Below are 24,634 nucleotides of genomic sequence, written 5' to 3'. Positions count from 1 at the left end.
GACGGGAGGCTGAAGTGGCCGAGACGACGCTGACCGAGGTGATGGCCGAGCTGGCCGCCCTGGAGGACCCGAAGGCCCGCGCGGTGAACGAGAAACACGGCGACGACCACGGCGTGAACCTCGGGAAGCTGCGCGCGCTGGCGAAGCGCTTGAAGGCGCAGCAGGACCTGGCGTACCGGCTCTGGGAGACCGACGACACGGCGGCGAGGCTGCTGGCGATCCTGATCGCCCGCCCGAAGTCGTTCGGACGCGATGAACTGGACGTCATGCTGCGCGAGGCCCGCGCACCCAAGGTTCAAGACTGGCTCCTTAATTACGTCACGAAGAAGAACCCGCACTGCGAAGACCTGCGCCTGTCCTGGTTCGGCGATCCGGATCCGGTGGTCGCCAGTGCGGGATGGGCGCTGACGACCGCACGCGTGGCGAAGGAGCCCGAGGGCCTCGACCTCGCGGCGCTCCTCGACACCATCGAGGCGGAAATGAAGGACGCCCCCGATCGTCTGCAGTGGGCGATGAACCACTGCCTGGCCGAGATCGGCATCCGGCACCCCGAGCACCGCATCCGCGCGATCGACATCGGTGAGCGCCTGCAGGTGCTCAAGGACTACCCGACCTCCCCGGGCTGCACGTCCCCGTTCGCGCCCACCTGGATCATCGAGATGGTGCGCCGCCGGAATCAGTAGATCCGCTCATCCACCAAACGTCTCCTGATCAGTGGGCCCCGGCTCGCCGGGGCAGCAGGCCCCGTGGAACGTATCGAGGCGGGGTGCGGACGCTTGAGCGGCGGTCGGCAAGACCCACTCCTGCACTCTGTTCGGGAACGGTGGTTCAGCGGCGGTGGCGGGTCAGGGTGCGGAGGCGTCTGCCGATGCGGTCGAGGGTGGTGTCGTCTGGGGTCCAGCCGCGGTGCAGGAGCGCGGTGAGGAGCGCCTCCAGGTAGGGGGCCGGGCGGGATAAGAAGTCGCGGGTCACGGGGATCACCTCCCAGTTCTGTTCTTGCGCGAGCCATTTGCGGCGGCGCCGGTCGCGGCCCCGCGCCTCGGAGCCGGTGTGGTGCCGTTCGCCGTCGTATTCGAGGCCCACGCGGAATCTCTCGTAGCCGAGGTCCACGTAGAGCATCCGGTCGTACGGGCCCATCACCGGGACCTGGCAGGCCGGGCGGGGGAAACCGGCGTCGACGACGGCCACTTTGGTCCAGCTCTCGCCGGGTGACGCGGATCCGTGGTCGCCGAGGCGGAGGATCTCGCCGAGGCGCGTGTTGCCACGGTAGCCGGGGAGGGTGCGGGCCATCTTCCTGAGTTCGGCCACCCGGACACCGCGTCTGAGGAACTGGTCGAGGCCGGCGACGGCCTCGTAGCGGGGCAGCCAGCGGGCGCAGTCGAGGGCCGTGCGGGGCGGGGAGGTGAGGCGTACATCTGCTCTCTCCACTGTGTGTTCGGCGGGGATCCGGGCTTGGGGGCCGGACGACCGGGGATCGACGAGATCGACGGGCCAGTCGGCTTCGCGGACGCCCGGGGGTAAGACGTCCAGCCCCCAGAGCCATGCGGCCGTGCGGCGGGCGACGACGACCTCGCCCGGAAGGAGGCGGCTGAGCATCGCCGCCCGCGTTTCGAGCGACGCGCCCTTGACCGGGACGAAGTAGACGCCCGGCCCGATGGGGGTGATCGAGTTCTCGGCGGTGCGTTTCCAGGTGAGGGCGATTCCGTTCATGGAAACGATGCTGCCCGGCGGGAGCGAGGCTTGGAAGCGGGATCGCGGGTTGTGGATAACTTCGGATCGGCGCAGGTCACTCGTGGTGCGCGGACACGGCCGCGGCTTCGGTGGTCCACCGGGCGATGCGGGTGATCAGGTCGGGGGTGGCTGCGACCTCGGCGTGCCCGAAGGACGGTTCCACCCACAGTTCGCGCGGGTCGCGAGCAGCCCCGTAGAGCTGGTGCGCGTGCTCCAGGGGGAAGAAGGCGTCCGCGTCGCCGTGGACGACGAGGAACGGGACGGGCGCGATGCGTCCGGCGACCTCGTGCGGGGCCTCGGGGACGGGGTCCCATCCGGCGGGCGCGATGCGGGTGCCGCGGGCGAGCCGGACGGCGAGGCGGCCGCTGCGGCGCTCGATGGCCCAGTGGACGCGGCGCATCGGGACGGTGCCGCGGTAGTACCACCGGGCGGGTGCGCTGACCGAGACGACGGCGTCGACGCCCCCGTGCAGGGCGGCGTGCCGGACGGCGACGGCGCCGCCCATCGAGAAGCCGGTGACGGCGACGCGCTCGTAGCCGCGGCGGCGGGCGGCGCCGACGGCGGCCTCGATGTCGAGGACCTCGCGGTCGCCGACCGTGGAGCGGCCGCCGGACGCGCCGTGGCCGCGGAAGTCGAGGCCGACCACGCCGCCGAACCGGTTCAGCACCCCGGCGATCCGCCGCAGCGCGGGCTGCCGCCACGAGCAGGTGAATCCGTGCGCGAGGACGAAGCACAGGCCGTCCGGCCCCGGGAGGTGTCCGGCGTCGATGCGGACCCGGTCGGCGGTGCGGAGCGTGAGCGGTTCGGGAGTCGGCACGTGTCCAATGATCGGACATGGGCGGGTGGGGCTGAACGGGCGGGTCGCGGGGTAGTAGGGCAATGTGTCGGGAGGGCTGGTCGATCGGCCCCGGGGGGCGACGACCATGCGACGCCGGTGAAGGCGCGGCGGGGCGGTGCGTCACCGGGCGAGCACGCGTGCGGCGCTTTGGTGTCGTCGGCGCGCGCGCACGAGCGCGCGGCGGCGCTGCTGGAGCGGATGGCCGCGGCGCACCCGGAGGAGGCCGAACTGCATCTGCAGGCGGCCACGCGGCAGCGGTTCTGGGCCGAACGCGACCGGGAGATCGCCGAACGGTACTCGCCCGACGGTCGATAAGGGAGGTTGCATGCGCATCGGTGTTTCGCTCGGCGAACGGAGCGGGCCGGACGCGCTCGCCAGGCTCGGCGACGACGTGCGGAAGGCCGCGGACGACGGGTTCGCGTCGGCGTGGATGTCGAACATCTTCGGGATGGACGCGCTGACGGCGCTCGCCGTCGCGGGGAGCGGGGTCGCGGGGATCGAGCTCGGGACGGCGGTGGTCCCGTCGTATCCGCGGCATCCGGCGGCGCTGGCGCAGCAGGCGCGGACGGTGGCGCTCGCGCTGGACGGACGGCTGACGCTCGGCCTCGGCCTGTCGCACAAGGTCGTGATCGAGGACATGTACGGGTTCGATTTCCGCCGTCCGCTGCGGCACATGGACGAGTACCTGTCGGTGCTGCTGCCGCTGCTGAACGACGAGACAGCGGCGTTCGACGGCGACACCGTGCGCGGGCACATCTCGCTGGGCGTGCCGAACGAGGGGCGGGTGCCGGTGCTGCTCGCGGCGCTGGGGCCGAAGATGCTGAGGCTGGCGGCGGAGCGGACGGACGGGACGGTCCTGTGGATGACGGGGCCCGCGACCGTCCGCGACCACATCGCGCCGACCATCGTGGAGGCCGCCGAGACCGCGGGACGGCCCGCTCCGCGCATCGTGTGCGTGCTGCCCGTCTGCATCACCGGCGACGCGGAGCGCGCGCGGGAGCGTGCGGCGATGGCGTTCGAGGTGTACGGGACGTTGCCGTCCTACCGGGCGATGATGGACCGCGAGGGGGCGAAGGGCCCGGAGGACCTCGCGATCATCGGGGACGAGGACGCGGTGGGGACGCGGCTGGAGGAACTGGCCGCGGCGGGCGTCACCGACTTCGTGGCCGGGGAGTTCATGCCGGGCGAGGAGCGGCGGCGGACCCGCGGGTTCCTCAGGTCGGTCACGGCGCGATGATCTCGTAGAGGTTGCCGCCGGGATCGGCGAAGTACAGCCCGCGGCGTCCGAGCGGGTGATCGTGGTCGACGCGCCCGTTGTCCGGGTGGGCGGGGTGGTCGCCGTAGGGGGCGCCGCGCGCCTCAAGGCGTCCGACGACCGCGTCGAACGTGTCCGGGTCGACGTCGAACGCCAGGTGGTGGCCTCGCGCGTCGGGGACGGTCATGAAGTCGAGCGTGAGGGCGTCGTTCACCCGGACGGGCACGAAGTGGCCCGCGGCGGGGTGCGGGCCGGTGTACGCGAGGCCCATCACGTCGGCGAAGAACCGTGCGGACGCGTCGTTGTCGGCGGCCGTCACGATCGTGTGGTTCAGCGTGATCGTCATTCGGGTTTCCCTTCCGTGATCGCGCCGTGCAGGAACACGTCCACGAACCGCTCCAAGGAGAGGACGGGCGCGGACGATCCGGCCGGCGGCCGGGCTCGGCTGAACATCAGGCCCAGGAACAGGTCGGCCGCCTGTTCGGGCGGCAGGCGGAGCCGGTCGCGCTCGGGCTCGAACAGGACGGCGACGGCGGCCCGCGTGCGATCCGCAGACGCGTCGCGTTCGGTGGACGTGCCGCGGTGCGTGGACGCACCGCGATCAATGGACGCGTCGCGACCGGTGGACGCGTCGCGGTCGGTGGCGGCGTCTCGACCGAAAGCGGCGTCACCGCCGATGGCCGCGTCGCGATCGGTGGCGGCGGCGCCGGTCTCGGGGCTCGCGGGGCCTTCGGCGGCCCGGCCGGTGCGGTCGTCCGCGCCGCGGCCGCGGCGGCTCGGCGGCCGGTGGCGTGCAGGGCGCCGAGGACCAGGCCGATGCGGGTGAGGTGCGCTTCCATGGCCCGGGCGGCCTCGGCGAGCCGGACGGGCAGCGGTGCGTCCGGCGCGATCGCGGCGATCTCGGCGACGACCCGGTCGGGGCGGAGCGCCTCGGCGACGCACGCGTCGAGCAGTTCGTCCTTGTCGGCGAACACCCGGAAGATCGTGGCCTCGCCGATGCCGGCGGCGCGGGCGATCCGGCCGGTGGTGACGGCGCTGCCGTGCTCGCCGACCAGGGGCAGGGCGGCGCGCACGATCATTTCGCGGCGGCGTTCGGGGCTCATCCCGGGGGCGCGGCGGCGGTTCTCGACCGGGTCCATGCCGCCGACCGTACGGTGTGAGTCCTCACTCCGTCAAGGTCGGAGTGAGGACTCACACCGGTACTCGCCGGAGAGACGGATTTTGCCTGCTGATAACCTTGCAGTTCAGCGCGTGCGGAGCGAAGTCCGGTGCGAATCCGGCGCTGTCCCGCAACTGTGGAGTCCTCCCCTGGAGGCCGAGCCAGGTCGCCTCCGTGCGCGCCGACGACCATCGACCTCGTGGAAGGGCGATCCGTCCTGCGCGGGCCGCGGCTTCCCTGAGCCAGGAGGCTCCTGTGAGACCCGTACGCGCGCTCGGCGCGGCCATCGTGTTCGGCGTCGTGACGCTCGCCTCGGCGTGCGGCGGCGGGGGCGGCGAGAAGGAGGCGTCCGCGGCCGGCGCCGGCAAGGTCACCGTCCAGGCCGCCAACGGCGCGGTCACGATCCCGGAGAAGCCCGGGAAGATCGTGTCGCTCTCCCCCACGCACACCGAGACGCTCTTCGCGATCGGCGCCGGGGCGCAGGTGGTCGCGGTCGACGAGTACTCGACCCACCCGCAGGACGCGCCGCGCACGAAGCTGTCGGGCTTCTCGCCGAACGCGGAGGCGATCATCGGGTACGAGCCCGATCTCGTCGTGCTGTCGGACGACATGAACGGCATCGTCAAGGCGCTGGAGAAGGTGGGCGTGCCGGTCCTGCTGGAGCCCGCCGCGACGAACCTGGACGAGGCGTACGACGAGATCGCCGACCTCGGGAAGGCCACGGGGCACGACGCCGAGGCCACCAAGCTCGTCCAGACGATGCGGGCGGACATCGAGCAGACGGTCAAAACGGCCGGTAAGGCCGATGATCTGACCTACTACCACGAGCTGGACAACCAGTACCACACCGTGACGTCCAAGACGTTCATCGGCCAGGTGTACGGGCTGTTCGGGCTGCGGAACGTCGCCGACGAGGCGAAGGACGCGAGCGGCGGGTACCCGCAGCTGTCCCGCGAGCACCTGCTCGAACAGAACCCGGACCTCGTGTTCCTCGCCGATACCAAGTGCTGCGGGCAGGACGCCGCGACGGTCGCCGAACGTCCCGGGTGGGGCGACCTGAAGGCCGTGCGGGACGGCGGCGTGGTGGAGCTCGACGACGACGTCGCGTCCCGCTGGGGCCCGCGCCTGCCGGAGTTCGTGAAGGCGATCGGCGACGCCGTGCGGAAGGTCCGGTGACGTCCGGAACGGAGGGCGTCCGGCCGTGAAGGTCCGACTCCCGCGACCGGGGGAACGGCCGGACGCCCGGACCGCCCCCCGGTCGGTCCCGGTGGAACCGTCCGCCGGTCCCGTCCATGCGCGGCTGCGGCCCGTCCCGCTCGCGACGGCCGTCGCCGTGCTGGCGGCGGTCCTGCTGGCGGGCCTGTTCGTCGGCGCCGCGGACCTGCCGTTCGGCGGGGTGCTCGCGGCGCTCGCCGACCGGCTGCCGTTCGTGCGCCTCGACTCCGGCCTGTCGGTGATCGAGGAGAACGTGCTGTTCGAGCTGCGCCTGCCCCGGGTGCTGATGGCGGCGCTGGTCGGCGGGATGCTCGCCATGGCCGGGGCCGGCTACCAGGGCGTGTTCCGCAACCCGCTCGCCGACCCGTACCTGCTCGGCGCCGCCTCGGGGGCGGGCGTCGGGGCGACGCTGGTGATCGTGCTGCTGCACGACGACCTCGGGTACGGGGTGCCGGTCGCCGCGTTCGCCGGGGCGCTGCTCGGCGTGCTGCTCGCGTACACGCTGGGCCGGACGGCGGGCGCGGCGGGCGGCGCGGCCACGCTCGTCCTGGCCGGGGTGGCCGTGTCGTCGTTCCTCGCCGCCGTGCAGACGTTCGTGCAGCAGCTCGGGACGGAGGAGCTGCAGCGGATCTACGCGTGGATCCTCGGCGGGGTCGGCGGCGCCGACTGGGCGCAGCTCGCGCTGGTCGGCCCGTACGCGCTGGTCTCGACGGTGATCGTGCTCGCGCACGGGCGGCTGCTGGACGTGCTGAGCGTCGGCGACGAGGAGGCCGCGTCGCTCGGGCTGTCGGCGCGGCGGGTCCGGCTGACGGTGCTGGTCGCGGCGTCGCTGGCGACGGCGTCGGCGGTCGCGGTGAGCGGACTGATCGGGTTCGTCGGGATCGTGGTGCCGCACGTCGTGCGCCGGCTGGCGGGCGGTTCGTACCGGATCGTGCTGCCGCTGTCGCTGCTCGGCGGCGCGGCGTTCCTGGCGGCCGCGGACCTGGTCGCGCGGACGGTCGTCGCGCCCGGCGAGCTTCCGCTCGGCGTGGTGACGGCGTTCGTCGGCGGGCCGTTCTTCGTCGCGGTGCTGCGCGCGAGCCGCAGGCAGGTGGAGACGTGACGGTGGAAGCGCGCGGGCTCGGCGTTGAGCTGGGCGGACGGCCGGTGCTCGGCGGCGTCTCGCTGGACGTTCCGGCGGGTTCGTGGACGGCGGTGATCGGGCCGAACGGGGCGGGCAAATCGACGCTGCTGCGATCGATCCTCGGGCTGCTGCCCGCCGAGGGCGAGGTGCTGGTCGCGGGCGAGGACCTGCGGGCCCTCAAGCCGAGGCGGCGGGCCCGCGTGGTCGCGTACGCGCCGCAGACCCCCAATCTTCCGGCCGGGATGACGGTCTTCGACTACACGCTGCTGGGCCGCTCCCCCTACATTCCCCATCTCGGCCGAGAGAGCGCGCGGGACCGTGCCATAGCGGGCGAGGTGCTCGACCGCCTGGACCTCACGTCGTTCGCAGGCCGCCCACTGGATCACCTGTCCGGCGGTGAGCGGCAGCGTGTGGTGCTGGCGCGCGCGCTGGCGCAGCAGACGTCCGTCCTGTTGCTGGACGAGCCGACGTCCGCGCTCGACATCGGCCATCAGCAGCAGGTGATGGAGCTCATCGACCGGCTGCGCCTGTCGGACGGGCTGACCGTGGTGACGACGATCCACGACCTGACGCTGGCCGGGCAGTACGCCGACTCCCTCGTCCTGCTGGCGGGCGGGCGCGTCGCGGCGGCCGGGACGCCCCGCGAGGTCCTGACCAAGGACGCGGTCGAGGAGCATTTCGACGCGCGCGTCCACGTCGCCGTGGGGCCCGGCGGACGGCCCGTCCTGTCTCTGGAGCGCCCGTGAACGACGTGCCGGTGGCCCTCGAATCGACCTGGCGGACCGAGGACGGCGCCCGGCTCGCCTCGACGGTGTGGCGGGCGGGCGGCGGGTGGCGCGCGATCTCGTCGGCGATGGTCGGCGGCGGGATCGGGCCGGTCCGCTGGGTGCTGAACGCGCAGGTCCCGGGCGGGTACTCGCGCACCGACCCGGTCGCGCACCTGGACGAGCTGGCCGCGTCCCACGGCCTGGCCGGGCCGGGCGTGGGGATGCTGACGGCCGCCGCCGTCGAGCGGGACGGTGCGGGGCGCGGACGGCGGCGTCGAGGCGGCGGCGACCGTGGGCCTGCGGGTCCCGACGTGGGCGGCGGCGCCGGAGGGCGCGCCCGACCCCGAACTGGCACCGATGCGCCTCGACGACCTCGCCCCCGCCCGCGCGGGGAAACCGCGACGTGGCGTCCCGGGACGATCAACGTGCTCGCCGTCGTCCCGGTTCCGCTGACCGACGCGGCGCTGGTGAACGCGGTGGTCACCGTCACGGAGGCGAAGACGCAGGCGCTGCTCGAAGCCGGGTTCCCCTGCACGGGCACCGCGTCGGACGCCGTGTGCGTCGCCGTCCCGGAGGCGGGGACGCCCGAACCGTTCGCGGGGCCGCGCTCGGTGTGGGGGTCGCGGCTCGCGCGCGCCGTCCACGAGGCCGTGCACGCGGGCGCCGTCGGCTACGCCGCCCTGCTGGCGGAGCGGGGCTAGACCGTCTCACCGCCGGGTGCGGCGCCGTCGAAGGCGGAGCGGGCCATGGCGTGCAGCAGGTCGCCCATCGCGGCGCGATCGAGGCCCGCGGCGCTGCGCGGGGTGGAGTTCAGCAGCCCGAAGCAGGCGTGGACGGCCGCGCGGGTGCGGTCGTCGGGCAGCGCGGGCGTCCGGCGGCGCAGGACGGTGACCCATTTCTCGACGTACGCGCGCTGCAGTCGGCGGACGCGGTGCCGCTGGTCCTCGGGGACGTTGTCGAGTTCGCGCTCGTGCACGGTGATCAGCGCGGGGTTGTCCAGCGCGAACGCGATGTGCCAGCGCAGCAGGGCGTCCAGGGCGCGCGACGGGTCGGGGTCGGCGGCGCGGGCGCCCTCGGCGAGCAGGCGTTCGCTGATGTCCAGCAGCATCTCGGCGAGGACGGCCTCCTTGCCGCGGAAGTGCCGGTAGAGGGCCGGGCCGGTGAGCCCGACGGCGCGGCCGACGTCGCCGATGGACGTGCCGTGGTAGCCGCGGCGCGCGAACAGTTCGGCGGCGGCCGCCAGGATCTCCGCCCGGCGCGGGTTCGGCGGCGGCCCGGGTTCGGGCCCGCCCGGGGCCGCCTCGGCGGGTCGGGAGGTCATGCGGCAAGTGTAGACGAATCCAGTTAATGAGCATTAACATCGGAGTTGTTAACGAGCATTAACAGGGAAGGGCACCATGACCGGACCCGAGATCGGCACGCGCGCCGACGTCGCGGGCGAGGCGTTCAAGGCCAACGCCGCGCACAACGAGGCGCTGGTCGCCGAGCTGCGCGAGCGCGTTGACCTGGCCGGGCGCGGCGGTCCCGAGCGGGCCCGCGAACGGCACGCCGCCCGCGGCAAACTGCTCCCCCGCGACCGGGTCGACACGCTTCTCGACCCCGGCTCGCCGTTCCTGGAACTGTCGCCGCTGGCCGCGAACGGCATGTACGACGACGAGGCGCCGGGCGCCGGGATCATCACCGGAATCGGCCGCGTGTCCGGGCGCGAATGCGTGATCGTCGCCAACGACGCCACCGTGAAGGGCGGCACGTACTACCCGGTCACGGTGAAGAAGCACCTGCGGGCGCAGGAGGTGGCGCTGCACAACCGCCTCCCCTGCGTCTACCTGGTCGACTCCGGCGGCGCGTTCCTGCCCCGCCAGGACGAGGTGTTCCCCGACCGGGAGCATTTCGGGCGGATCTTCTTCAACCAGGCGACGATGTCGGAACGCGGCATCCCGCAGATCGCGGCCGTCATGGGCTCCTGCACCGCGGGCGGCGCGTACGTGCCCGCGATGAGCGACGAGGCCGTGATCGTCCGCGGCCAGGGCACGATCTTCCTGGGCGGCCCGCCGCTGGTGAAGGCCGCGACCGGCGAGGTCGTGACGGCCGAGGAACTGGGCGGCGGGGAGCTGCACTCCCGCACGTCCGGCGTCACCGACCACCTCGCCGAGGACGACGCCCACGCCCTGCGGATCGTCCGCGACATCGCCGGGACGCTCGGGCCGCGCGAACCCCGCCCGTGGGACGTCGCGCCGTCCGAGGAACCGGCCGCGGACCCGTCCGAGCTGTACGGGGTCGTCCCGACGGACGCCCGCACGCCCTACGACGTCCGCGAGGTCATCGCGCGGATCGTGGACGGCAGCCGGTTCCAGGAGTTCAAGAAGGAGTACGGGACGACGCTCGTCACCGGCTTCGCGCGCGTCCACGGGCACCCGGTCGGGATCGTCGCGAACAACGGGATCCTGTTCGGCGAGTCGGCGCAGAAGGGCGCGCACTTCATCGAGCTGTGCGACCGCCGCAGCGTCCCGCTGGTGTTCCTGCAGAACATCACCGGGTTCATGGTGGGCCGCGAGTACGAGGCGAGCGGCATCGCCAAGCACGGCGCCAAGATGGTGACGGCCGTGGCGTGCGCGCGCGTCCCCAAGTTCACCGTCGTGATCGGCGGCTCGTTCGGCGCGGGCAACTACGCCATGTGCGGCCGGGCGTACTCCCCCAGGTTCCTGTGGATGTGGCCGAACGCCCGCGTTTCGGTCATGGGCGGCGAGCAGGCCGCGAGCGTCCTGGCGACCGTCCGGCGCGACCAGATGGAGGCGCGCGGCGAGCAGTGGCCCGCCGCGGACGAGGAGAGGTTCAAGGCGCCGATCCGCGAGCAGTACGAGGACCAGGGGAATCCGTACTACTCCACGGCGCGGCTGTGGGACGACGGGGTCATCGACCCGCGCGACACCCGGCGGGTGCTGGGGCTCGGGCTGTCGGTCGCGGCGAACGCACCGCTGGAGCCGGTCGGCTACGGCGTCTTCCGGATGTGAGGGTCTGATGTTCGACAGCGTCCTGGTCGCCAACCGGGGTGAGATCGCCGTCCGCGTGTTCCGCACGCTGCGGCGGCTCGGCGTGCGGTCGGTGGCCGTCCACACGACGGCCGACGCGGGCGCCCCGCACGTGCGCGCGGCGGACGAGGCACTGCTCGTCCCGTCGTACCTGGACATCGAGGCGGTGATCGGCGCGGCCCGCGCGGCGGGCGCGCGGGCCGTCCATCCGGGGTACGGGTTCCTGGCCGAGAACACCGCGTTCGCGCGGGCCTGCGGCGACGCGGGGCTGGTGTTCATCGGCCGCCCGCCGCGGCGATCGAGGCGATGGGCGACAAGATCCGCGCGAAGCGGACGGTCGCGGCGGCCGGGGTCCCGGTCGTCCCCGGACGGGACGAGGCGGGCCTGTCCGACGGCGAGCTGCGGGCGGCCGCGCTCGACGTGGGCCTGCCGGTGCTGCTCAAGCCGTCGGCGGGCGGCGGCGGCAAGGGCATGCGGCTGGTCCGCGACGCCGCCGACCTGCCGGACGCGATCGCGTCCGCGCGGCGCGAGGCGCGCGGCTCGTTCGGCGACGACACCATCCTCGTCGAGCGGTTCGTCGAGAACCCCCGGCACATCGAGATCCAGGTGTTCGCGGACGCCCACGGCAACGCCGTCCACCTGGGCGAACGCGAGTGCAGCCTGCAACGGCGGCACCAGAAGATCGTCGAGGAGGCGCCGTCGCCGCTGCTGGACGCGGCGGCCCGCGAACGGATGGGCGCCGCCGCCGTCGCCGCCGCGCAGGCCGTCGGGTACACGGGCGCGGGAACGGTCGAGTACATCGTGTCGGCCGACCGCCCGGACGAGTTCTTCTTCATGGAGATGAACACCCGGCTGCAGGTCGAGCACCCGGTGACCGAGCTGGTCACCGGCCTCGACCTGGTCGAACTCCAGCTGCACGTGGCCGCCGGACGGCCGCTGCCGTTCGCGCAGGACGACGTCCGCCTCGACGGGCACGCGATCGAGGCCCGCGTCTACGCCGAGGACCCGGCGCGCGGCTTCCTGCCGACCGGCGGCCGCGTCCTCGCCCTGGACGAACCGGACGTGCGGGTCGACTCCGGGCTCGCCGTCGGCACCGAGATCGGCGGCTCCTACGACCCGATGCTCGCGAAGGTGATCGTGCACGGCGCGGACCGGGCCGAGGCGCTGCACCGGCTCGACCGGGCGCTCGCCGCGTACACGCTCCTCGGCGTCCCGACGAACGTCGCGTTCCTGCGCGCGCTGCTGCGGCATCCGGACGTCGCGTCCGGCGACCTCGACACCGGCCTGGTGGAGCGCGCCCTCGACGACCTGACCGGCGGCCTCGGCGGCGGCGCGGCCGTCCCGCCCGAGGTGCTCGCCGCCGCCGCGCTGGAACGGATGCACGCCCTCGAACGGGCGGGCGACGACCCGTGGACGATCCCGGACGGCTGGCGCCCCGGGGCGCACGCCTGGACGCGCTGGATCATCACGCCCGCGGGCGGCGAGCCCGTCGAGGTCCGGGTGCAGGGCCGCGTCTCGTCCGCGTGGGTCCGCGTCGGCGACGGCGAACCCGTCGAGGCGTCCCTGCACGGCACGACCCTCGCCTACGCGGGACGGACGGTCACGTTCGCCGCCGCCCGCGACGGCGACACACTGTGGCTCGGACGCGAGGGCCGGACGTGGGCCCTCGGCGAGCACGTCGCCGCCGAGGGCGGCGCGGCGGCCGCCGGGGCCGGGGACGGCGTGCGTGCGCAGCCCCGATGCCCGGGACTGTCCTGGCCGTCAAGGCGGCCGAGGGCGACACGGTCGCCGAGGGGCAGGCGCTCGTGGTCGTCGAGGCGATGAAGATGGAGCACACCGTCACCGCGCCCCTCGCGGGCGTCGTGGCGAAGCTGCCGGTCCGCGCGGGCGCCCAGGTGGCCCTCGACGCGGTGCTGGCCGTGATCGAGGAGGCATGACGATGCGCACACCGCTGCCGGGGCTGCCCGAGCGCGTCTCGATCTACGAGGTCGGGCCGCGCGACGGCCTGCAGAACGAGAAGGCGATCGTGCCGCCGTCCGTCAAGGCCGAGTTCGTCACCCGGCTCGCGGACGCGGGGCTGGGCACGATCGAGACGACGAGCTTCGTCCACCCCAGGTGGGTGCCGCAACTCGCGGACGCCGAAGAGCTGCTGGCCGTCCTGCCCCGCTCGCCCGAACTGCGGTACCCCGTCCTCGTCCCGAACGAGCGGGGCCTGGACCGGGCGCTCGCCAACGGCGTCACCGAGGTCGCCGTGTTCGGCAGCGCCACCGAGTCGTTCGCCCGGCGCAACCTCAACCGGAGCGTGGCCGAGTCCCTGGAGATGTTCGCGCCCGTCGTCGGGCGGGCGCGCGAGCAGGGCCTGTGGGTGCGGGCGTACGTGTCGATGGCGTTCGGCGACCCGTGGGAGGGCGACGTCCCGATCGAGCAGGTCGTCTCCGTCGCGTCCCGGTTGATGGAGCTCGGCTGCTCGCAGCTCAGCATCGGCGACACCATCGGCGTCGGCACCGCCGGGCACGTCACCGCGCTGATCGAGGCGATGACCGCCGCCGGCATCGGCGTCGACCGGCTCGCCGTCCACTTCCACGACACCTACGGGCAGGCCCTCGCGAACACGCTCGCCGCGCTGCGCGCCGGCGTCACGGTCGTGGACGCCTCGACGGGCGGCATCGGCGGCTGCCCGTACGCCGAGAGCGCCACCGGCAACCTCGCCACCGAGGACCTCGTGTGGATGCTGAACGGGCTCGGCGTCGACACCGGAGTCGACCTCGGCAAGCTGGTGGAGACCAGCCGGTGGATGGCCGGGCGGCTCGGCCGCCCGAGCCCGTCCCGCGTCGTGCAGGCCCTGTCCCCCGAAACGGAGCAATGATGATCGACTTCAACCTGAGCGACGAGCAGGAGGAGCTGCGGGGCACGGTCGAGCGGTTCGCCCGCGAGACCGTCGCGCCGGTGATCGGCGACCTGTACGAGCGCGGCGAGTTCCCGTACGAGATCGTCGCGGCGATGGGGAAGATGGGCCTGTTCGGGCTGCCGTTCCCCGAGGAGCACGGCGGCATGGGCGGCGACTACTTCGCGCTGTGCCTGGCCCTCGAAGAGCTCGCGCGCGTCGACTCGTCCGTCGCGATCACTCTCGAAGCCGGGGTCTCCCTGGGCGCGATGCCGATCTACCGGTTCGGTTCGGACGCGCAGAAGGCCCGGTGGCTGCCGCGGCTGACGTCCGGTGAGAACCTCGCCGGGTTCGGCCTGACCGAACCGGGCGGCGGCTCGGACGTGCCGGGCGGCATGCGCACCACGGCCCGGCTCGACGGCGACTCCTGGGTGATCAACGGGTCGAAGTCGTTCATCACGAACTCGGGCACCGACATCACGGCGTTCGTCACCGTCACCGCGTTCACCGGCGACGGCGAGATCTCGACGATCATCGTCCCGAACGGCACGCCGGGCTTCACGGTCGGGCGCAAGTACTCGAAGGTCGGCTGGTCGGCGTCCGACACCCGCGAGCTGTCGTTCGACGACGTCCGCGTCCCCGCCGAGAACCTCGTCGGGGAGCGCGGCCGGGGCTACGCGCAGTTCCTCCGCATCCTGGACGAGGGCCGCATCGCCATCGCGGCGCTGTCGGTCGGTCTCGCGCAGGGCTGCGTGGACGAGTCGCTGCGCTACGTCCGCGAGCGCGAGGCGTTCGGCAAGGAGATCGGCCGCTACCAGGCGATCCAGTTCAAGATCGCCGACATGGAGATGCGCGCCCACACGGCCCGGCTGGCGTACTACGCGGCCGCAGCCCGGCTGCTGGCGGGCGAGCCGTTCAAGAAGGAGGCGGCGATCGCCAAGCTCGTCGCGTCGAACGCCGCCATGGACAACGCCCGCGAGGCCACGCAGGTCTTCGGCGGCTACGGGTTCATGAACGAGTACGCCGTCGGCCGGTTCTACCGGGACGCGAAGATCCTCGAAGTCGGCGAGGGCACGTCCGAGGTCCAGCGCATGCTCATCGCCCGCGCCCTCGGCCTGCCCCCGGCGTAACCGGGTTCGGCCGGGCCCGGCCGGGCCCGGCCGGGCCCGGCCGGGCCTACGCCCGGCGGAACCGCGCTCCCCCACTCGTGGACCCGCTCGCGCATCTCGGGCGGGTCCACGACGTGGAAGTCGGCGCCGACCACGCCCAGTGCCATCGTCGCCCAGTCCGGCGAGTCGGCGGTGATGCGCACCCGGCAGCGCCCGGCGTCGATCTCCTCGGCGGTGCTCCACCGGCCGATCCGCGCGCGCACGACCGCGGCGGGCGCCTCGATCAGCGCCTCGACCGTGTACGGGCGGGGCATCTCGTCGAGCCCGGCGCGGACGAACTCGGCCGCGTCCCCCGCGGGCAGTTCGCGCGGCCGGAAGCGGGCCCCGGTGGAGTACGGCCCGGTGAGCCGGTCGACCCGGAAGCTGCGCCAGTCGTGCCGGTCGAGGTCGTAGCCGACCAGGTACCAGCGGCGGCCCAGGCAGACGAGCCGGTGCGGCTCGACGTGCCGGTCGGTGCGGCGGCCACCGGCGGCGGTGTAGCCGAAGCGGAGCCGCTCGGTGTCCCGGCAGGCCAGCGCCGCCTCGGTGAGCACGCCCGGATCGACGCCCCCGTCGGCGCCCGGACGGGACGCGCCGCCCCACCCGGCGGGCACGGTCATCGTGCGCAGCGCCTCGACCCGGCTCCGCAGCCGCGCCGGCATCACCCGCACGACCTTGGCCAGCGCCCGCACCGAAGGCTCGGCGATGCCCTCGACCGCGCTCTGCGCGGCCGTCTGCAACCCGACGGCCAGGGCGACGGCCTCGTCGTCGTCGATCACCAGCGGCGGCAGCGCGGCGCCCGCCGCGAGCTGGTAGCCGCCGTCGACGCCGCGCCGCGCCTCGACGGGGTAGCCCAGCTCGCGCAGCCGGTCGACGTCCCGGCGCAGCGTGCGCCGCGAGATCCCGAGCCGTCCCGCCAGTTCGTCGCCCGGCCAGTAGCGCCGGTTCTGCAGTAGGGACAGCAGCCGCAGCGTCCGCGTGCTCGTGTTCGCCATGACCGAATTCTGCCCGCAAATAGGTCAGAAAGTGGCCGCTTGTCCTCCTAGCGTGGACTCTGTCCGACGGAACACCCGGGAGGCGAAACCCATGAACGAGACCATCGGCAAAACCACCGACCAGACCACCGACCAGACCACCGGCGAGACCGCGCCCCGCACCGGTGAGCGCGCCGACCTGCTGGCGAAGCTGGCCGAGACCCGCCACTTCCTGCGTTTCACCGCCCGCGACCTCACCGACGAGCAGGCCCGGCGCCGGACCACCGACAGCGAGCTGACGATCGGCGGCCTGATCAAGCACGTCGCCGCGACCGAGCGGGGCTGGGCGGACTTCATCGTGACGGGCCCGTCCGCGCTGGGCGACTTCGACTCCATGACCGAGGCGGACTTCGCCGCGCGCGTCGACGGGTTCCGCCTGCTGCCGGGCGAGACGCTGGCCGGTGTGCTGGCCGACTACGACGAGACGGCCCGCCGGACCGACGGGCTCGTCGTCTCGCTCCCCGACCTGGACGCCGCGCAGCCGCTCCCGAAGGCCCCGTGGTTCGAGCCGGGCGCGTCCTGCTCGGCCCGCCGGGCGCTCGTCCACATCATCGCCGAGACCGCCCAGCACGCGGGCCACGCCGACATCATCCGCGAGTCCCTGGACGGTGCCAAGAGCATGGGCTGACGGCCGCCCGGCCGGGACGCGCCACGGCGGCTCGGCCGGGACCGGCCGCCCCGCCCCCGGCGTCTCACGGCGGATGTCGGTCCGCCGCGTTACCGTTCCGCCGCATGGACACGAACGATTGGATCGCGCTCATTTCGCAGGGCCGGGCGTTTCCCTGCGTGCCCGCGCGGATCGGGCGGCACGACGTCCTCCTCGAAGAGGGCGGGCGGGGAACGACCGTTTACCGGGTCCGGGGCGACCGCGTGCTGGCGATCCGCGCGAACCGGGCCTACCGCGAGGACGTCGCGGCGGCCCTGCTGGACGCCGTGGACGGGCTCGCCGACCGCGACGACCTCGGCGCGATCGTCCGGCTGCGGCCCATCGACGTCCCCGGGTTCGCCCTGGACCGCGCGGCCCTCTTCGGCGCGGGGCACGCCCCCTTCTTCCGCGGCCGCCCGCTGGAGGACCGCGGCATGGAGGTCGTGCCCGTCCACCGCACCGAGGCGGCGGACGGGACGGACGCCCACAGGTTCCTGTGGGGAACGCTCACCAAGTCCCGCTGCTACTGGGACCGCGAGCCGGAGGCGAGGGCCGACGTGCGGCGCCTGGACGACGGCGCGGCGGACCTTTTCTTCCGGGTCAACCCGAAGCGCCCGCGTCCGACCGTGTTCTCCGCCCCGGACATCCTGGCGCGGATCGCCTGGGCGAAGGCGTGGGCGCGGCCGGTGATGCCGGACGGCGTCCGGCTGTCCATCGAGGACGTGCGCCGGCACGAACTGCGGGTCCACCGCGTGTACGACCGGCTGCGCGGCACCCTCCACGTGCCCGGCGAGGAGCGGATCGTCGAGTTCGACCTGCCGCTGCGCTCGGTCGAGGAGGCGTTCGGTCCGCTGTTCGCCGGTGCGGACTTCGACCCGGACGCCTTCGCTGCCGTCGCCGCCCGCCCGGCCGAGGAGATGCTGGAGATGGTGCCGTCCAATCCCTACACCGACGACGGCCGGGGCAATCACGGGATCTACACCCTGTCCGAGTGCCTCGCCCGACTCCGGCACGAATACGAGGACGGCGACCACCTGACCTATATCGGGAGGTCTCGGGGTTCGATCCGGATCGCCTGGCGAGCCGACGGCGGGTCCGGTGAGACGCGTCTCCGGCTGGAGGTCCCCGGTTCGGACGGCGGGCGCTTCGTGTCGCTCGACGAGGCCGACGAGGCGCTGACGGTCCTCGCCCTGGAGGATCGCGTCGCGGACGGCCTCTGACCCTCGACCGATGCGACCACCTCAAGTATCGTAAATGTAACACAAAGTGATCCCAAAGCTGTTGGTCGGGAGTTCATCGAGGGGCGGCGATGAGTTCCGAGGACAGGGGAAGTCTGAGTCGGTGCGCGGTCGCTTCGGGGTGAACGCGGAGGTGGAGGGCGATATGTCGCGTCCGTCACATTCGGTTGACCTCAAGCGCGGTCGAGGTCTGACGCTGGAACGCGGGGAGCAGCGCAGACCCGACCGGTTCGTCCGACCCGGCCGGAATACTTCCGAGGTCGGGCGAGTTTAACCGTTCGCGAAAGTGTCAGTCTCTGCAGTATTTTGCTGCGGTATCCCCCATGACGATTCCCCCGGTCCCTGCGTGCCCGCGTGCGCGGACCTCGACGATTGGAAAGTAAGTTGACCGCTCCCGCGTCTCCCAAGGCGGCGGACGGCCCGCCGGAGGCCCCGGAATCCGGAGGTCTCGACCGCGGCGTGCTCGCGGTCGCCGGCGTCGTGGTGCTCGGCGCGATCATGTCCATCCTCGACGTGACCGTCGTCAATGTCGCGCTCAACGCGCTGACCGAGGAGTTCAACACCTCGCTCGCGACCATGCAGTGGGTCGCGACCGGGTACACGCTCTCGCTGGCCACCGTGATCCCGATCACGGGCTGGGCGTCGGCGAGGTTCGGCACCAAGCGCCTCTACATGATCTCGATCGCGCTGTTCGTGATCGGCTCGATGCTGGCCGGCATGGCGTGGTCGGCGGAGTCGCTGATCGCCTTCCGGGTCCTGCAGGGCCTCGGCGGCGGCATGATCATGCCCGCGGGCATGACGATCATGACCCAGGCGGCGGGCCCGCAGCGGGTCGGCCAGGTGATGAGCATCGTCGGCATCCCGATGCTGCTCGGCCCGATCATCGGGCCCATCCTCGGCGGCTACCTCGTCGACGACGTGTCCTGGCGCTGGATCTTCTTCATCAACCTGCCCATCGGGATCGTGTCGCTGTTCCTGGCGGCCCGCATCCTGCCGCCCGACAACCCCAAGCCGGCCGAGAAGCTGGACCTCATCGGGCTCCTGCTGCTCTCCCCCGGTCTCGCACTGCTGATCTACGGGCTGGCGAAGGGCGGCGAGCTGAGCGACTTCCTGGCGGCCGAGGCGCTGCCGTTCACGCTGGTCGGCGCCGTCCTGGTGCTCGGGTTCGTGGCCCGGGCGCTGACCGCCGCGAACCCGCTGATCGACCTGCGGCTGCTCAAGCGGCGGTCGGTGGCCGCCGCGTCCGGGACGCTGGTGCTGTTCGCCGTCGCGTTCATGGGCGCCATGCTGCTGATGCCGCTGTACTACCAGGTGGTGCGCGGTGAGGCGGCCATGGCCTCCGGCCTGCTGCTGGCGCCGCAGGGCCTCGGCGCGATGGTCACGATGCCGATCGGCGGCCGCCTCACCGACCGGATCGGCCCCGGACGCGTCGTCCTGGGCGGCCTCTCGATCGTGATCCTCTCGCTGGCGGGCTTCGCCTACCAGGTGCAGGAGGACACCTCCTACTGGGCGCTCGGCGCGACGCTGTTCGCGATGGGCCTCGGCATGGGCATGACGATGATGCCGACCATGGCCGCGGCCATCCAGCCGCTCGTGCACGACGAGGTGCCGCGCGCGAGCACGATGCTGAACATCATCCAGCAGGTGGCGGCGTCGGTCGGCACGGCGATGATGTCGGTGCTGCTGGCCCGTCAGTTCACCTCGCAGCTGCCGCCCATGCCGGGCGGCGAGGGCGGTGGGGGCGGCGAGGTCGGCCTCGGGTCCATGAGCGAGCTGCCGCCCGAGGCCCTCGCGAAGATCGTCGGCCCGATGGCGGACGCGTTCCAGAACACGTTCTGGTACGCGGCGGGGCTGCTGCTCCTGGCGTTCGTGCCCGCGCTGGTGCTCCCGCGCAAGAAGCCGGACGCCCCGGCGTCGGACGGTCCGCCGATCGCGATGCACTGATCGGCCGCCGAACGGCCGCGAGCCCCGGTCCGGATCGTCCCGGACCGGGGCTCGTCCCGTCTCAGGACGCCGCCGCGTCCTTCCAGTACTCGTCCTTCAGCAGCCGCTTGTAGAGCTTGCCGGTGGGGTGGCGGGGCAGCTCGGCACGGAAGTCGACCGAGCGCGGGCACTTGTAGTGGGCGAGCCGGTCGCGGCAGTAGGCGATCAGCTCGGCCTCCAGCTCGGGGCCCGCGTCGTCCATGCTCAGCGGCTGGACGACCGCCTTGACGGCCTCGCCCATCTCCGCGTCCGGGACGCCGAGCACGGCGACGTCGGCGACCTTCGGATGCACGGCCAGGGTGTTCTCGGCCTCCTGCGGGTAGATGTTCACCCCGCCGCTGATGATCATGTACGCGCGGCGGTCGGTGAGGTAGAGGAACCCGTCCTCGTCGACGTAGCCGACGTCGCCGAGGGTGCTCCAGCCGCGCCCCTTGGGGTCGCGGGACGCCGCCGTCTTGTCGTCGTCGCCGTGGTACTCGAACTCGGGGCCCTCGCCGAAGTAGAGCGTCCCGGGGGTGCCCGTCGGAACCTCCTCCCCCTCCTCGTCGCACACGTGGACCTTGCCGAGGACGGGACGTCCGACGGTGCCCTTGTGGGCCAGCCAGTCCTCGGAGTTCGCGTAGACGAAGCAGTTGCCCTCGGTGCCCGCGTAGTACTCGTGGAGGATCGGGCCCCACCAGTCGATCATCTGCTCCTTGACCGGGACGGGGCAGGGCGCGGCGGCGTGCACGGCGGCGCGGAGGCTCGACACGTCGTACCGGGCGCGCGTCTCCGCGGGGAGCTTCAGCATCCGGATGAACATGGTCGGCACCCACTGGCTGTGCGTGACCCCGTACTTCTCGACGGCCGCGAGCGCCTGCTCGGGGTCGAACTTCTCCATCACCACGACGGTGGCGCCGAAGCGCTGGAAGGTGAGGCAGTAGCGCAGCGGGGCGGCGTGGTAGAGCGGCGCCGGGGACAGGTACACCGAGTCGCCGTCGGGCTGGAACAGCAGCGCGATGAGCTGGGTCAGGGGGCCGGGGGTGCCCATCTCGGCCTTGCTGAGGGCGGGTTTCACGCCCTTGGGGCGGCCCGTGGTGCCCGACGAGTAGAGCATGTCGACGCCCTCGCACTCGTCCTCGATGGACGTGGCGGGGTGCGCGGCGACGCGTTCCTCGTAGGACTCGTAGCCGGGGGCCGTGCCGCCGAGCATGAGGCGCAGCGGCACGTCCGGCGGGTTCTGCGCGATCGCCGGGATCGCCGCGTCCGCGATGAACACCTCGGCCTCGCAGTTGCCCACGATGTAGGCGACCTCGTCGGGGCCGAGCCGCGAGCTCACGGCCGTGTAGTAGAGCCCGGACCGCTGGGCGGCCCAGGCGATGGCGAGGTAGAGCGGATGGTTCTCCAGCATGAACGCGATGTGGTCCCCCGGGCGCAGCCCCTCCGCGTGGAGCAGCTGCGCGAGCCGGTTGGACTCCTCGTTCAGTTCCCGGTACGTGACGGTGCGGCCCGAGCCCGCCATGATCACGGCGGGCTTGTCTGGTGTCTGTGCGGCGATCTGCCCCAGGTGCATATCCGCACGTTAGCGGGCCGCACCCCGCAATGGAATGGGATTCGGTTTATTCGGCCGCTCAGACCAGCATGTGGTCGAAGTCACCGTCCTTGGCCCCGCCGACGAACGCCTCCACCTCCTCCCGCGTGTAGACGAGGACGGCCCCCTCGGGGTCCCGGGAGTTGCGCACGGCGATGTCTCCGCTGGGGAGTTCGGCCATCTCGACGCAGTTGCCGCTCGGATTGCTCCGCCGGCTCTTCTGCCAGACGAGTCCGCTGCGGCTCGCGCCGCCGGGCGGCATCTGGTGGCCGTTCATCTTTGCCCCCTCTAGGCGTGTCCGCCTCCCCGCAGGGAGGCCGCGATCTCGCCCCACCCCACACCATGGTACGAGATGCACGTGCATTTGGCCTTGCATTCGTTCTTGCACCCGTTCGTGCAGACGGTCTTGCATCTGCACGACTTGAGGAGCAAGATAGCGAACGCTCGCCGGTGACCAACCCGCTCGCCTCTGAGGTTCACACCATGACCGTTGACCAGGCAGACGACGTCGCGGCGCACGCCGCCAGGCACGGCGCCCTCCACGGCGCCGCGGAGGGCCTACGGCCGCGCAACGCCGCGGCCGGGCACTCGACCTGGCCGGACGCGCCCGCGCCCGCGCACGTGCCCGCGGACGGCCGCGCCGTCCCCGGCGTCCCGGCTCCGGAACCCGGCCTGGCCGGACGCTGGCCGACGCCGCACGCGGCGTCCCGCGCACCGCGCGCCGGGTCCTGCGGGCCGAGATCACCGCGTCCCCGGACGGCGCGCGAGTTCACCTCCGCGACGCTCCGCGAGTGGGGCCTGGACGGCGACGCCGCCGACGCCGGAGACATCGTCGTCACGGTGTCGGAACTGGTCACCAACGCCCTGCGGCACGGCCTGGAGGGTCTCCCCCAGCCCCTGCCGCGGCAGCCGATCCAGCTCGTGCTGATCGGCCACCGGCGGCGGCTCGTCGTGGCGGTGACCGACCCGAGCGGGCGCGCCCCCGAGCCCGCGGCGGTGGACCCCGACCGGTTCGTCGAGGGCGGCCGGGGCCTGCTGGTGGTCGGCGCGGTCAGCGACGCCTGGGGCTGGGCGCCGCTCGCGACCGGCGGCAAGTCGGTGTGGGCGGCCTTCGCCCGGCGGGTCAGCCCTCCGGCACCGGAAGGACCGGAGACGCCGCGTCGGCCGGACGTTCCCGCTCCGGACGCTCCAGCTCACTGAGGAACGCGTGGGCCCAGCGGTCCACGTCGTGCTCCAGGACGCGGCGGCGCATCGAGCGCATCCGCCGGGCCAGCTCGGCGGGCTCGGCGCCGAGCGCGTCCAGCAGCCGCTCCTTGAGCCCGTCGATGTCGTAGGGGTTGACGAGGAACGCGCCGCGCTTGAGCTCGTCGGCGGCGCCGGTGAACTCGCTCAGCACCAGGGCGCCGCGCAGGTCCGCACGGCAGGCGACGTACTCCTTGGCGACGAGGTTCATGCCGTCCCGCAGGGGCGTGACGACCATGACGTCCGCGGCGAGGTAGAGCGCGGCCAGCTCGGAACGGTCATACGAAGTGTGCATATAGTGCACGACCGGAAAACCGATCTCGCCGTACTCGCCGTTGATCCGGCCGACCTCCTGCTCGATCTCCTCGCGCAGGAGCTGGTACTGCTCGACGCGCTCGCGGCTCGGCGTCGCGATCTGCACGAACGCGGCCTCGCCCGGCTTGAGGTGGCCGTCCTCGAACAGCTCCCCGAACGCCTCCAGGCGCTGCCGGATGCCCTTGGTGTAGTCGAGCCGGTCGACGCCCAGCAGCAGCGTCGAGTCGCCGAGGTCGCCGCGGATCTCCTGCGCACGCTCCCGCACCTCCGGACGGGCCACGAGGTCGTCCAGCTCGCCGACGTCGACCGAGATCGGGAACGCGCGGGCGCGGACGACGCGGCCGTCCCACAGGACGTCCTGCTTGACGTGCCGGGTGTCCAGCAGGCGCCGGCAGAGCCGCACGAAGTTGGCCGCGGCGCCGGGCAGCTGGAAACCGACCAGGTCGGCGCCCAGCAGCCCCTCCAGGATCCGGCGCCGCCACGGCAGCTGCCAGAACAGCTCCACGGGCGGGAACGGGATGTGCAGGAAGAACCCGATGCGCAGGTCGGGACGCAGGTCCCGCAGCATGGCCGGGACGAGCTGGAGCTGGTAGTCCTGCACCCAGACGATGCCGCCCTCGGCGGCGACCTCTGCCGCCGCCTCCGCGAAGCGCCGGTTGACGCGCACGTAGGCGTCCCACATCGCGCGGTCGTACACGGGCGGCGCCACGACGTCGTGGTAGAGCGGCCACAGCGTGGCGTTCGAGAAACCCTCGTAGTAAAGCTCCACGTCCTCGGCCGACTGCGAGATGGGGACGAGCGCCATGCCGTCCTCCTCGAACGGCTCCAGCCGCTCGTCCGGCGCTCCGGTCCAGCCGACCCACGTGCCGTTGCGGCGCCGCATGACCGGCGCGATCGCGCTGACCAGCCCGCCGGGACTGCGCCGCCAGCGCGGTTCGCCGTCCGCTCCGACGATCCGGTCGACCGGAAGCCGGTTGGCCACCACCACGAACTCACTACCCCGCGACAACTGCGACCCGCCTCTCCAGGAACCTCAGTGATCACCATGCCCAGAAACGGTCATCGGGAACATCTTGTCACTTCGACGCAAAGAGATCATGACGGGAAAAGGGTCGCGTAAGGAACGCGGGACCACCGATGACCGGGATTGGAGCGGGCCACATCCCTTTCGCGCCAGGTGACCGATGTTTACCGCGCCGTCACCTTCACCGGCCGATCCTGACAAAATGTGTCCCAGATCACATACCGGCGTTGACGTGCGGCGCACCGCGCGGCGCACCCGGCGGCCCGCCCGCCGACCGGCCGCCCGACCATCGGCCGTCGACCGACCGGAGGACCCGGCTCCGGCCGCGCCGCCGCTCCGACGCACTTCCCTATGGCTCCGTCGCCGACCGGAGGATCGGGCCTCGGCCGCGCCCTCGGCCGTGGGTCCTGCCATCGCCGCGTCGTCGGTCGGA

The 24,634-nt window shown here is 72.9% G+C and carries 23 protein-coding genes, 1 pseudogene and 1 riboswitch; of the genes and pseudogenes, 15 read left to right on the top strand and 9 right to left on the bottom strand.

The features are described 5' to 3' along the window. Positions 1–41 precede the first annotated feature (41 nt). A complete protein-coding gene (locus BJF79_RS25730; protein WP_075901198.1) occupies positions 42–683 on the top strand; it encodes a DNA alkylation repair protein in 642 nt (213 codons plus the stop codon). 145 nt (positions 684–828) lie between these two features. Here the strand turns inward: BJF79_RS25730 and BJF79_RS25725 are convergent, their stop codons facing one another. After that, positions 829–1,710, bottom strand: a complete 882-nt coding sequence (locus BJF79_RS25725) for a hypothetical protein (protein ID WP_075901160.1) — start codon at positions 1,708–1,710, stop codon at positions 829–831. Between the two features lie 76 nt (positions 1,711–1,786). Next, complete coding sequence (locus BJF79_RS25720; protein WP_262402575.1) at positions 1,787–2,548, bottom strand: alpha/beta hydrolase; 762 nt, start codon at positions 2,546–2,548, stop codon at positions 1,787–1,789. A 117-nt stretch (positions 2,549–2,665) separates the two neighbouring features. Between BJF79_RS25720 and BJF79_RS25715 the strand changes: the two genes are divergently transcribed. Next, positions 2,666–2,884, top strand: a complete 219-nt coding sequence (locus BJF79_RS25715; RefSeq protein ID WP_075901158.1) for a hypothetical protein — start codon at positions 2,666–2,668, stop codon at positions 2,882–2,884. A 10-nt stretch (positions 2,885–2,894) separates the two neighbouring features. Continuing rightward, on the top strand, positions 2,895–3,806 hold the full coding sequence (locus BJF79_RS25710; RefSeq protein ID WP_075901156.1) for an LLM class F420-dependent oxidoreductase: 912 nt from the start codon (positions 2,895–2,897) through the stop codon (positions 3,804–3,806). On the opposite strand, the gene BJF79_RS25705 is transcribed toward BJF79_RS25710, so the two are convergent. Both BJF79_RS25705 and BJF79_RS51485 read right to left on the bottom strand, forming a co-directional pair. Next, positions 3,793–4,170: a VOC family protein gene (locus BJF79_RS25705; protein WP_075901154.1), complete on the bottom strand. Its 378-nt coding sequence runs from the start codon at positions 4,168–4,170 to the stop codon at positions 3,793–3,795. The two genes, BJF79_RS25710 and BJF79_RS25705, sit on opposite strands and share 14 nt — an antisense overlap. 106 nt (positions 4,171–4,276) lie before the next feature. Next, on the bottom strand, positions 4,277–4,963 hold the full coding sequence (locus BJF79_RS51485) for a TetR/AcrR family transcriptional regulator (RefSeq protein ID WP_262402574.1): 687 nt from the start codon (positions 4,961–4,963) through the stop codon (positions 4,277–4,279). A 124-nt stretch (positions 4,964–5,087) separates the two neighbouring features. After that, positions 5,088–5,149, top strand: a riboswitch (cobalamin riboswitch). Between the two features lie 89 nt (positions 5,150–5,238). On the opposite strand from BJF79_RS51485, the gene BJF79_RS25695 reads away from it, so the two are divergent. From BJF79_RS25695 to BJF79_RS25680, 4 genes are all read left to right on the top strand, one after another. Further along, entirely contained in the window at positions 5,239–6,159 is a 921-nt protein-coding gene (locus tag BJF79_RS25695) for an ABC transporter substrate-binding protein (protein WP_075901152.1), read from the top strand. Positions 6,160–6,250: 91 nt separating this feature from the next. After that, entirely contained in the window at positions 6,251–7,300 is a 1,050-nt protein-coding gene (locus BJF79_RS25690; RefSeq protein ID WP_187357057.1) for an iron chelate uptake ABC transporter family permease subunit, read from the top strand. Next, positions 7,297–8,067 (top strand): ABC transporter ATP-binding protein, encoded by a 771-nt coding sequence (locus BJF79_RS25685; RefSeq protein ID WP_075901150.1) that lies wholly within the window; start codon positions 7,297–7,299, stop codon positions 8,065–8,067. The genes BJF79_RS25690 and BJF79_RS25685 overlap by 4 nt, the downstream gene beginning before the upstream one ends. Further along, positions 8,064–8,789 carry an adenosylcobinamide amidohydrolase gene (locus tag BJF79_RS25680; protein ID WP_075901148.1) on the top strand — a complete coding sequence of 242 codons (726 nt, stop codon included), beginning with the start codon at positions 8,064–8,066 and terminating at the stop codon, positions 8,787–8,789. The genes BJF79_RS25685 and BJF79_RS25680 overlap by 4 nt, the downstream gene beginning before the upstream one ends. On the opposite strand, the gene BJF79_RS25675 is transcribed toward BJF79_RS25680, so the two are convergent. Beyond that, on the bottom strand, positions 8,786–9,409 hold the full coding sequence (locus BJF79_RS25675) for a TetR/AcrR family transcriptional regulator (RefSeq protein WP_083733892.1): 624 nt from the start codon (positions 9,407–9,409) through the stop codon (positions 8,786–8,788). The genes BJF79_RS25680 and BJF79_RS25675 overlap by 4 nt on opposite strands. 76 nt (positions 9,410–9,485) lie before the next feature. Between BJF79_RS25675 and BJF79_RS25670 the strand changes: the two genes are divergently transcribed. From BJF79_RS25670 to BJF79_RS25655, 4 genes and pseudogenes are all read left to right on the top strand, one after another. Further along, positions 9,486–11,099: a carboxyl transferase domain-containing protein gene (locus tag BJF79_RS25670; RefSeq protein WP_075901146.1), complete on the top strand. Its 1,614-nt coding sequence runs from the start codon at positions 9,486–9,488 to the stop codon at positions 11,097–11,099. A gap of 7 nt (positions 11,100–11,106) precedes the next feature. Then, a pseudogene (locus tag BJF79_RS25665) lies at positions 11,107–13,054 on the top strand (acetyl/propionyl/methylcrotonyl-CoA carboxylase subunit alpha). A gap of 2 nt (positions 13,055–13,056) precedes the next feature. Next, the gene (locus BJF79_RS25660) at positions 13,057–13,983 is read left to right on the top strand and encodes a hydroxymethylglutaryl-CoA lyase (protein WP_075901190.1); all 927 of its coding nucleotides are present in this window, start codon (positions 13,057–13,059) and stop codon (positions 13,981–13,983) included. Then, positions 13,983–15,131, top strand: coding sequence for an acyl-CoA dehydrogenase family protein (locus BJF79_RS25655; protein WP_075901144.1), 1,149 nt, complete (start codon positions 13,983–13,985; stop codon positions 15,129–15,131). Before BJF79_RS25660 ends, BJF79_RS25655 begins: the two co-directional genes overlap by 1 nt. On the opposite strand, the gene BJF79_RS25650 is transcribed toward BJF79_RS25655, so the two are convergent. Beyond that, complete coding sequence (locus BJF79_RS25650; protein ID WP_083733890.1) at positions 15,038–16,144, bottom strand: helix-turn-helix transcriptional regulator; 1,107 nt, start codon at positions 16,142–16,144, stop codon at positions 15,038–15,040. The two genes, BJF79_RS25655 and BJF79_RS25650, sit on opposite strands and share 94 nt — an antisense overlap. 91 nt (positions 16,145–16,235) lie before the next feature. Here BJF79_RS25650 and BJF79_RS25645 point away from each other — a divergent pair, with 91 nt between their 5' ends. The 3 genes from BJF79_RS25645 to BJF79_RS25635 all read left to right on the top strand — a co-directional run bounded on the left by BJF79_RS25645 (position 16,236) and on the right by BJF79_RS25635 (position 20,011). Further along, positions 16,236–16,811 carry a DinB family protein gene (locus tag BJF79_RS25645; RefSeq protein ID WP_075901142.1) on the top strand — a complete coding sequence of 192 codons (576 nt, stop codon included), beginning with the start codon at positions 16,236–16,238 and terminating at the stop codon, positions 16,809–16,811. Between the two features lie 104 nt (positions 16,812–16,915). Beyond that, positions 16,916–18,049, top strand: coding sequence for a hypothetical protein (locus BJF79_RS25640; protein ID WP_075901140.1), 1,134 nt, complete (start codon positions 16,916–16,918; stop codon positions 18,047–18,049). Between the two features lie 402 nt (positions 18,050–18,451). Then, positions 18,452–20,011: a DHA2 family efflux MFS transporter permease subunit gene (locus BJF79_RS25635; protein WP_075901138.1), complete on the top strand. Its 1,560-nt coding sequence runs from the start codon at positions 18,452–18,454 to the stop codon at positions 20,009–20,011. A gap of 61 nt (positions 20,012–20,072) precedes the next feature. Here the strand turns inward: BJF79_RS25635 and BJF79_RS25630 are convergent, their stop codons facing one another. Both BJF79_RS25630 and BJF79_RS25625 read right to left on the bottom strand, forming a co-directional pair. Further along, the gene (locus tag BJF79_RS25630; RefSeq protein WP_075901136.1) at positions 20,073–21,602 is read right to left on the bottom strand and encodes an AMP-binding protein; all 1,530 of its coding nucleotides are present in this window, start codon (positions 21,600–21,602) and stop codon (positions 20,073–20,075) included. 58 nt (positions 21,603–21,660) lie between these two features. Next, positions 21,661–21,897 (bottom strand): DUF397 domain-containing protein, encoded by a 237-nt coding sequence (locus BJF79_RS25625; protein WP_075901134.1) that lies wholly within the window; start codon positions 21,895–21,897, stop codon positions 21,661–21,663. A 206-nt stretch (positions 21,898–22,103) separates the two neighbouring features. On the opposite strand from BJF79_RS25625, the gene BJF79_RS25620 reads away from it, so the two are divergent. Beyond that, positions 22,104–22,820, top strand: a complete 717-nt coding sequence (locus BJF79_RS25620; protein ID WP_083733910.1) for an ATP-binding protein — start codon at positions 22,104–22,106, stop codon at positions 22,818–22,820. On the opposite strand, the gene BJF79_RS25615 is transcribed toward BJF79_RS25620, so the two are convergent. Beyond that, positions 22,744–24,186, bottom strand: coding sequence for a trehalose-6-phosphate synthase (locus BJF79_RS25615; protein WP_075901130.1), 1,443 nt, complete (start codon positions 24,184–24,186; stop codon positions 22,744–22,746). The two genes, BJF79_RS25620 and BJF79_RS25615, sit on opposite strands and share 77 nt — an antisense overlap. Between the last annotated feature and the right edge of the window lie 448 nt (positions 24,187–24,634).

Origin of the sequence: Actinomadura sp. CNU-125 (assembly GCF_001942465.1) — a bacterium.
In the GTDB taxonomy this organism is placed as follows: Bacteria; Actinomycetota; Actinomycetes; order Streptosporangiales; family Streptosporangiaceae; genus Spirillospora.
This window is presented reverse-complemented; position numbering and strand designations above follow the sequence as displayed.

What these genes read in the sequence shown, in the direction of transcription:
- BJF79_RS25730 (WP_075901198.1), top strand. Translation starts at nt 42, where the DNA reads ATGGCCGAGCTGGCCGCCCTGGAGGACCCGAAGGCCCGCGCGGTGAAC.
- BJF79_RS25725 (WP_075901160.1), bottom strand. Translation starts at nt 1,710, where the DNA reads ATGAACGGAATCGCCCTCACCTGGAAACGCACCGCCGAGAACTCGATC.
- BJF79_RS25710 (WP_075901156.1), top strand. Translation starts at nt 2,895, where the DNA reads ATGCGCATCGGTGTTTCGCTCGGCGAACGGAGCGGGCCGGACGCGCTC.
- BJF79_RS25705 (WP_075901154.1), bottom strand. Translation starts at nt 4,170, where the DNA reads ATGACGATCACGCTGAACCACACGATCGTGACGGCCGCCGACAACGAC.
- BJF79_RS51485 (WP_262402574.1), bottom strand. Translation starts at nt 4,963, where the DNA reads ATGGACCCGGTCGAGAACCGCCGCCGCGCCCCCGGGATGAGCCCCGAA.
- BJF79_RS25675 (WP_083733892.1), bottom strand. Translation starts at nt 9,409, where the DNA reads ATGACCTCCCGACCCGCCGAGGCGGCCCCGGGCGGGCCCGAACCCGGG.
- BJF79_RS25670 (WP_075901146.1), top strand. Translation starts at nt 9,486, where the DNA reads ATGACCGGACCCGAGATCGGCACGCGCGCCGACGTCGCGGGCGAGGCG.
- BJF79_RS25660 (WP_075901190.1), top strand. Translation starts at nt 13,057, where the DNA reads ATGCGCACACCGCTGCCGGGGCTGCCCGAGCGCGTCTCGATCTACGAG.
- BJF79_RS25655 (WP_075901144.1), top strand. Translation starts at nt 13,983, where the DNA reads ATGATCGACTTCAACCTGAGCGACGAGCAGGAGGAGCTGCGGGGCACG.
- BJF79_RS25650 (WP_083733890.1), bottom strand. Translation starts at nt 16,144, where the DNA reads ATGGCGAACACGAGCACGCGGACGCTGCGGCTGCTGTCCCTACTGCAG.
- BJF79_RS25645 (WP_075901142.1), top strand. Translation starts at nt 16,236, where the DNA reads ATGAACGAGACCATCGGCAAAACCACCGACCAGACCACCGACCAGACC.
- BJF79_RS25640 (WP_075901140.1), top strand. Translation starts at nt 16,916, where the DNA reads ATGGACACGAACGATTGGATCGCGCTCATTTCGCAGGGCCGGGCGTTT.
- BJF79_RS25630 (WP_075901136.1), bottom strand. Translation starts at nt 21,602, where the DNA reads ATGCACCTGGGGCAGATCGCCGCACAGACACCAGACAAGCCCGCCGTG.
- BJF79_RS25625 (WP_075901134.1), bottom strand. Translation starts at nt 21,897, where the DNA reads ATGAACGGCCACCAGATGCCGCCCGGCGGCGCGAGCCGCAGCGGACTC.
- BJF79_RS25620 (WP_083733910.1), top strand. Translation starts at nt 22,104, where the DNA reads ATGACCGTTGACCAGGCAGACGACGTCGCGGCGCACGCCGCCAGGCAC.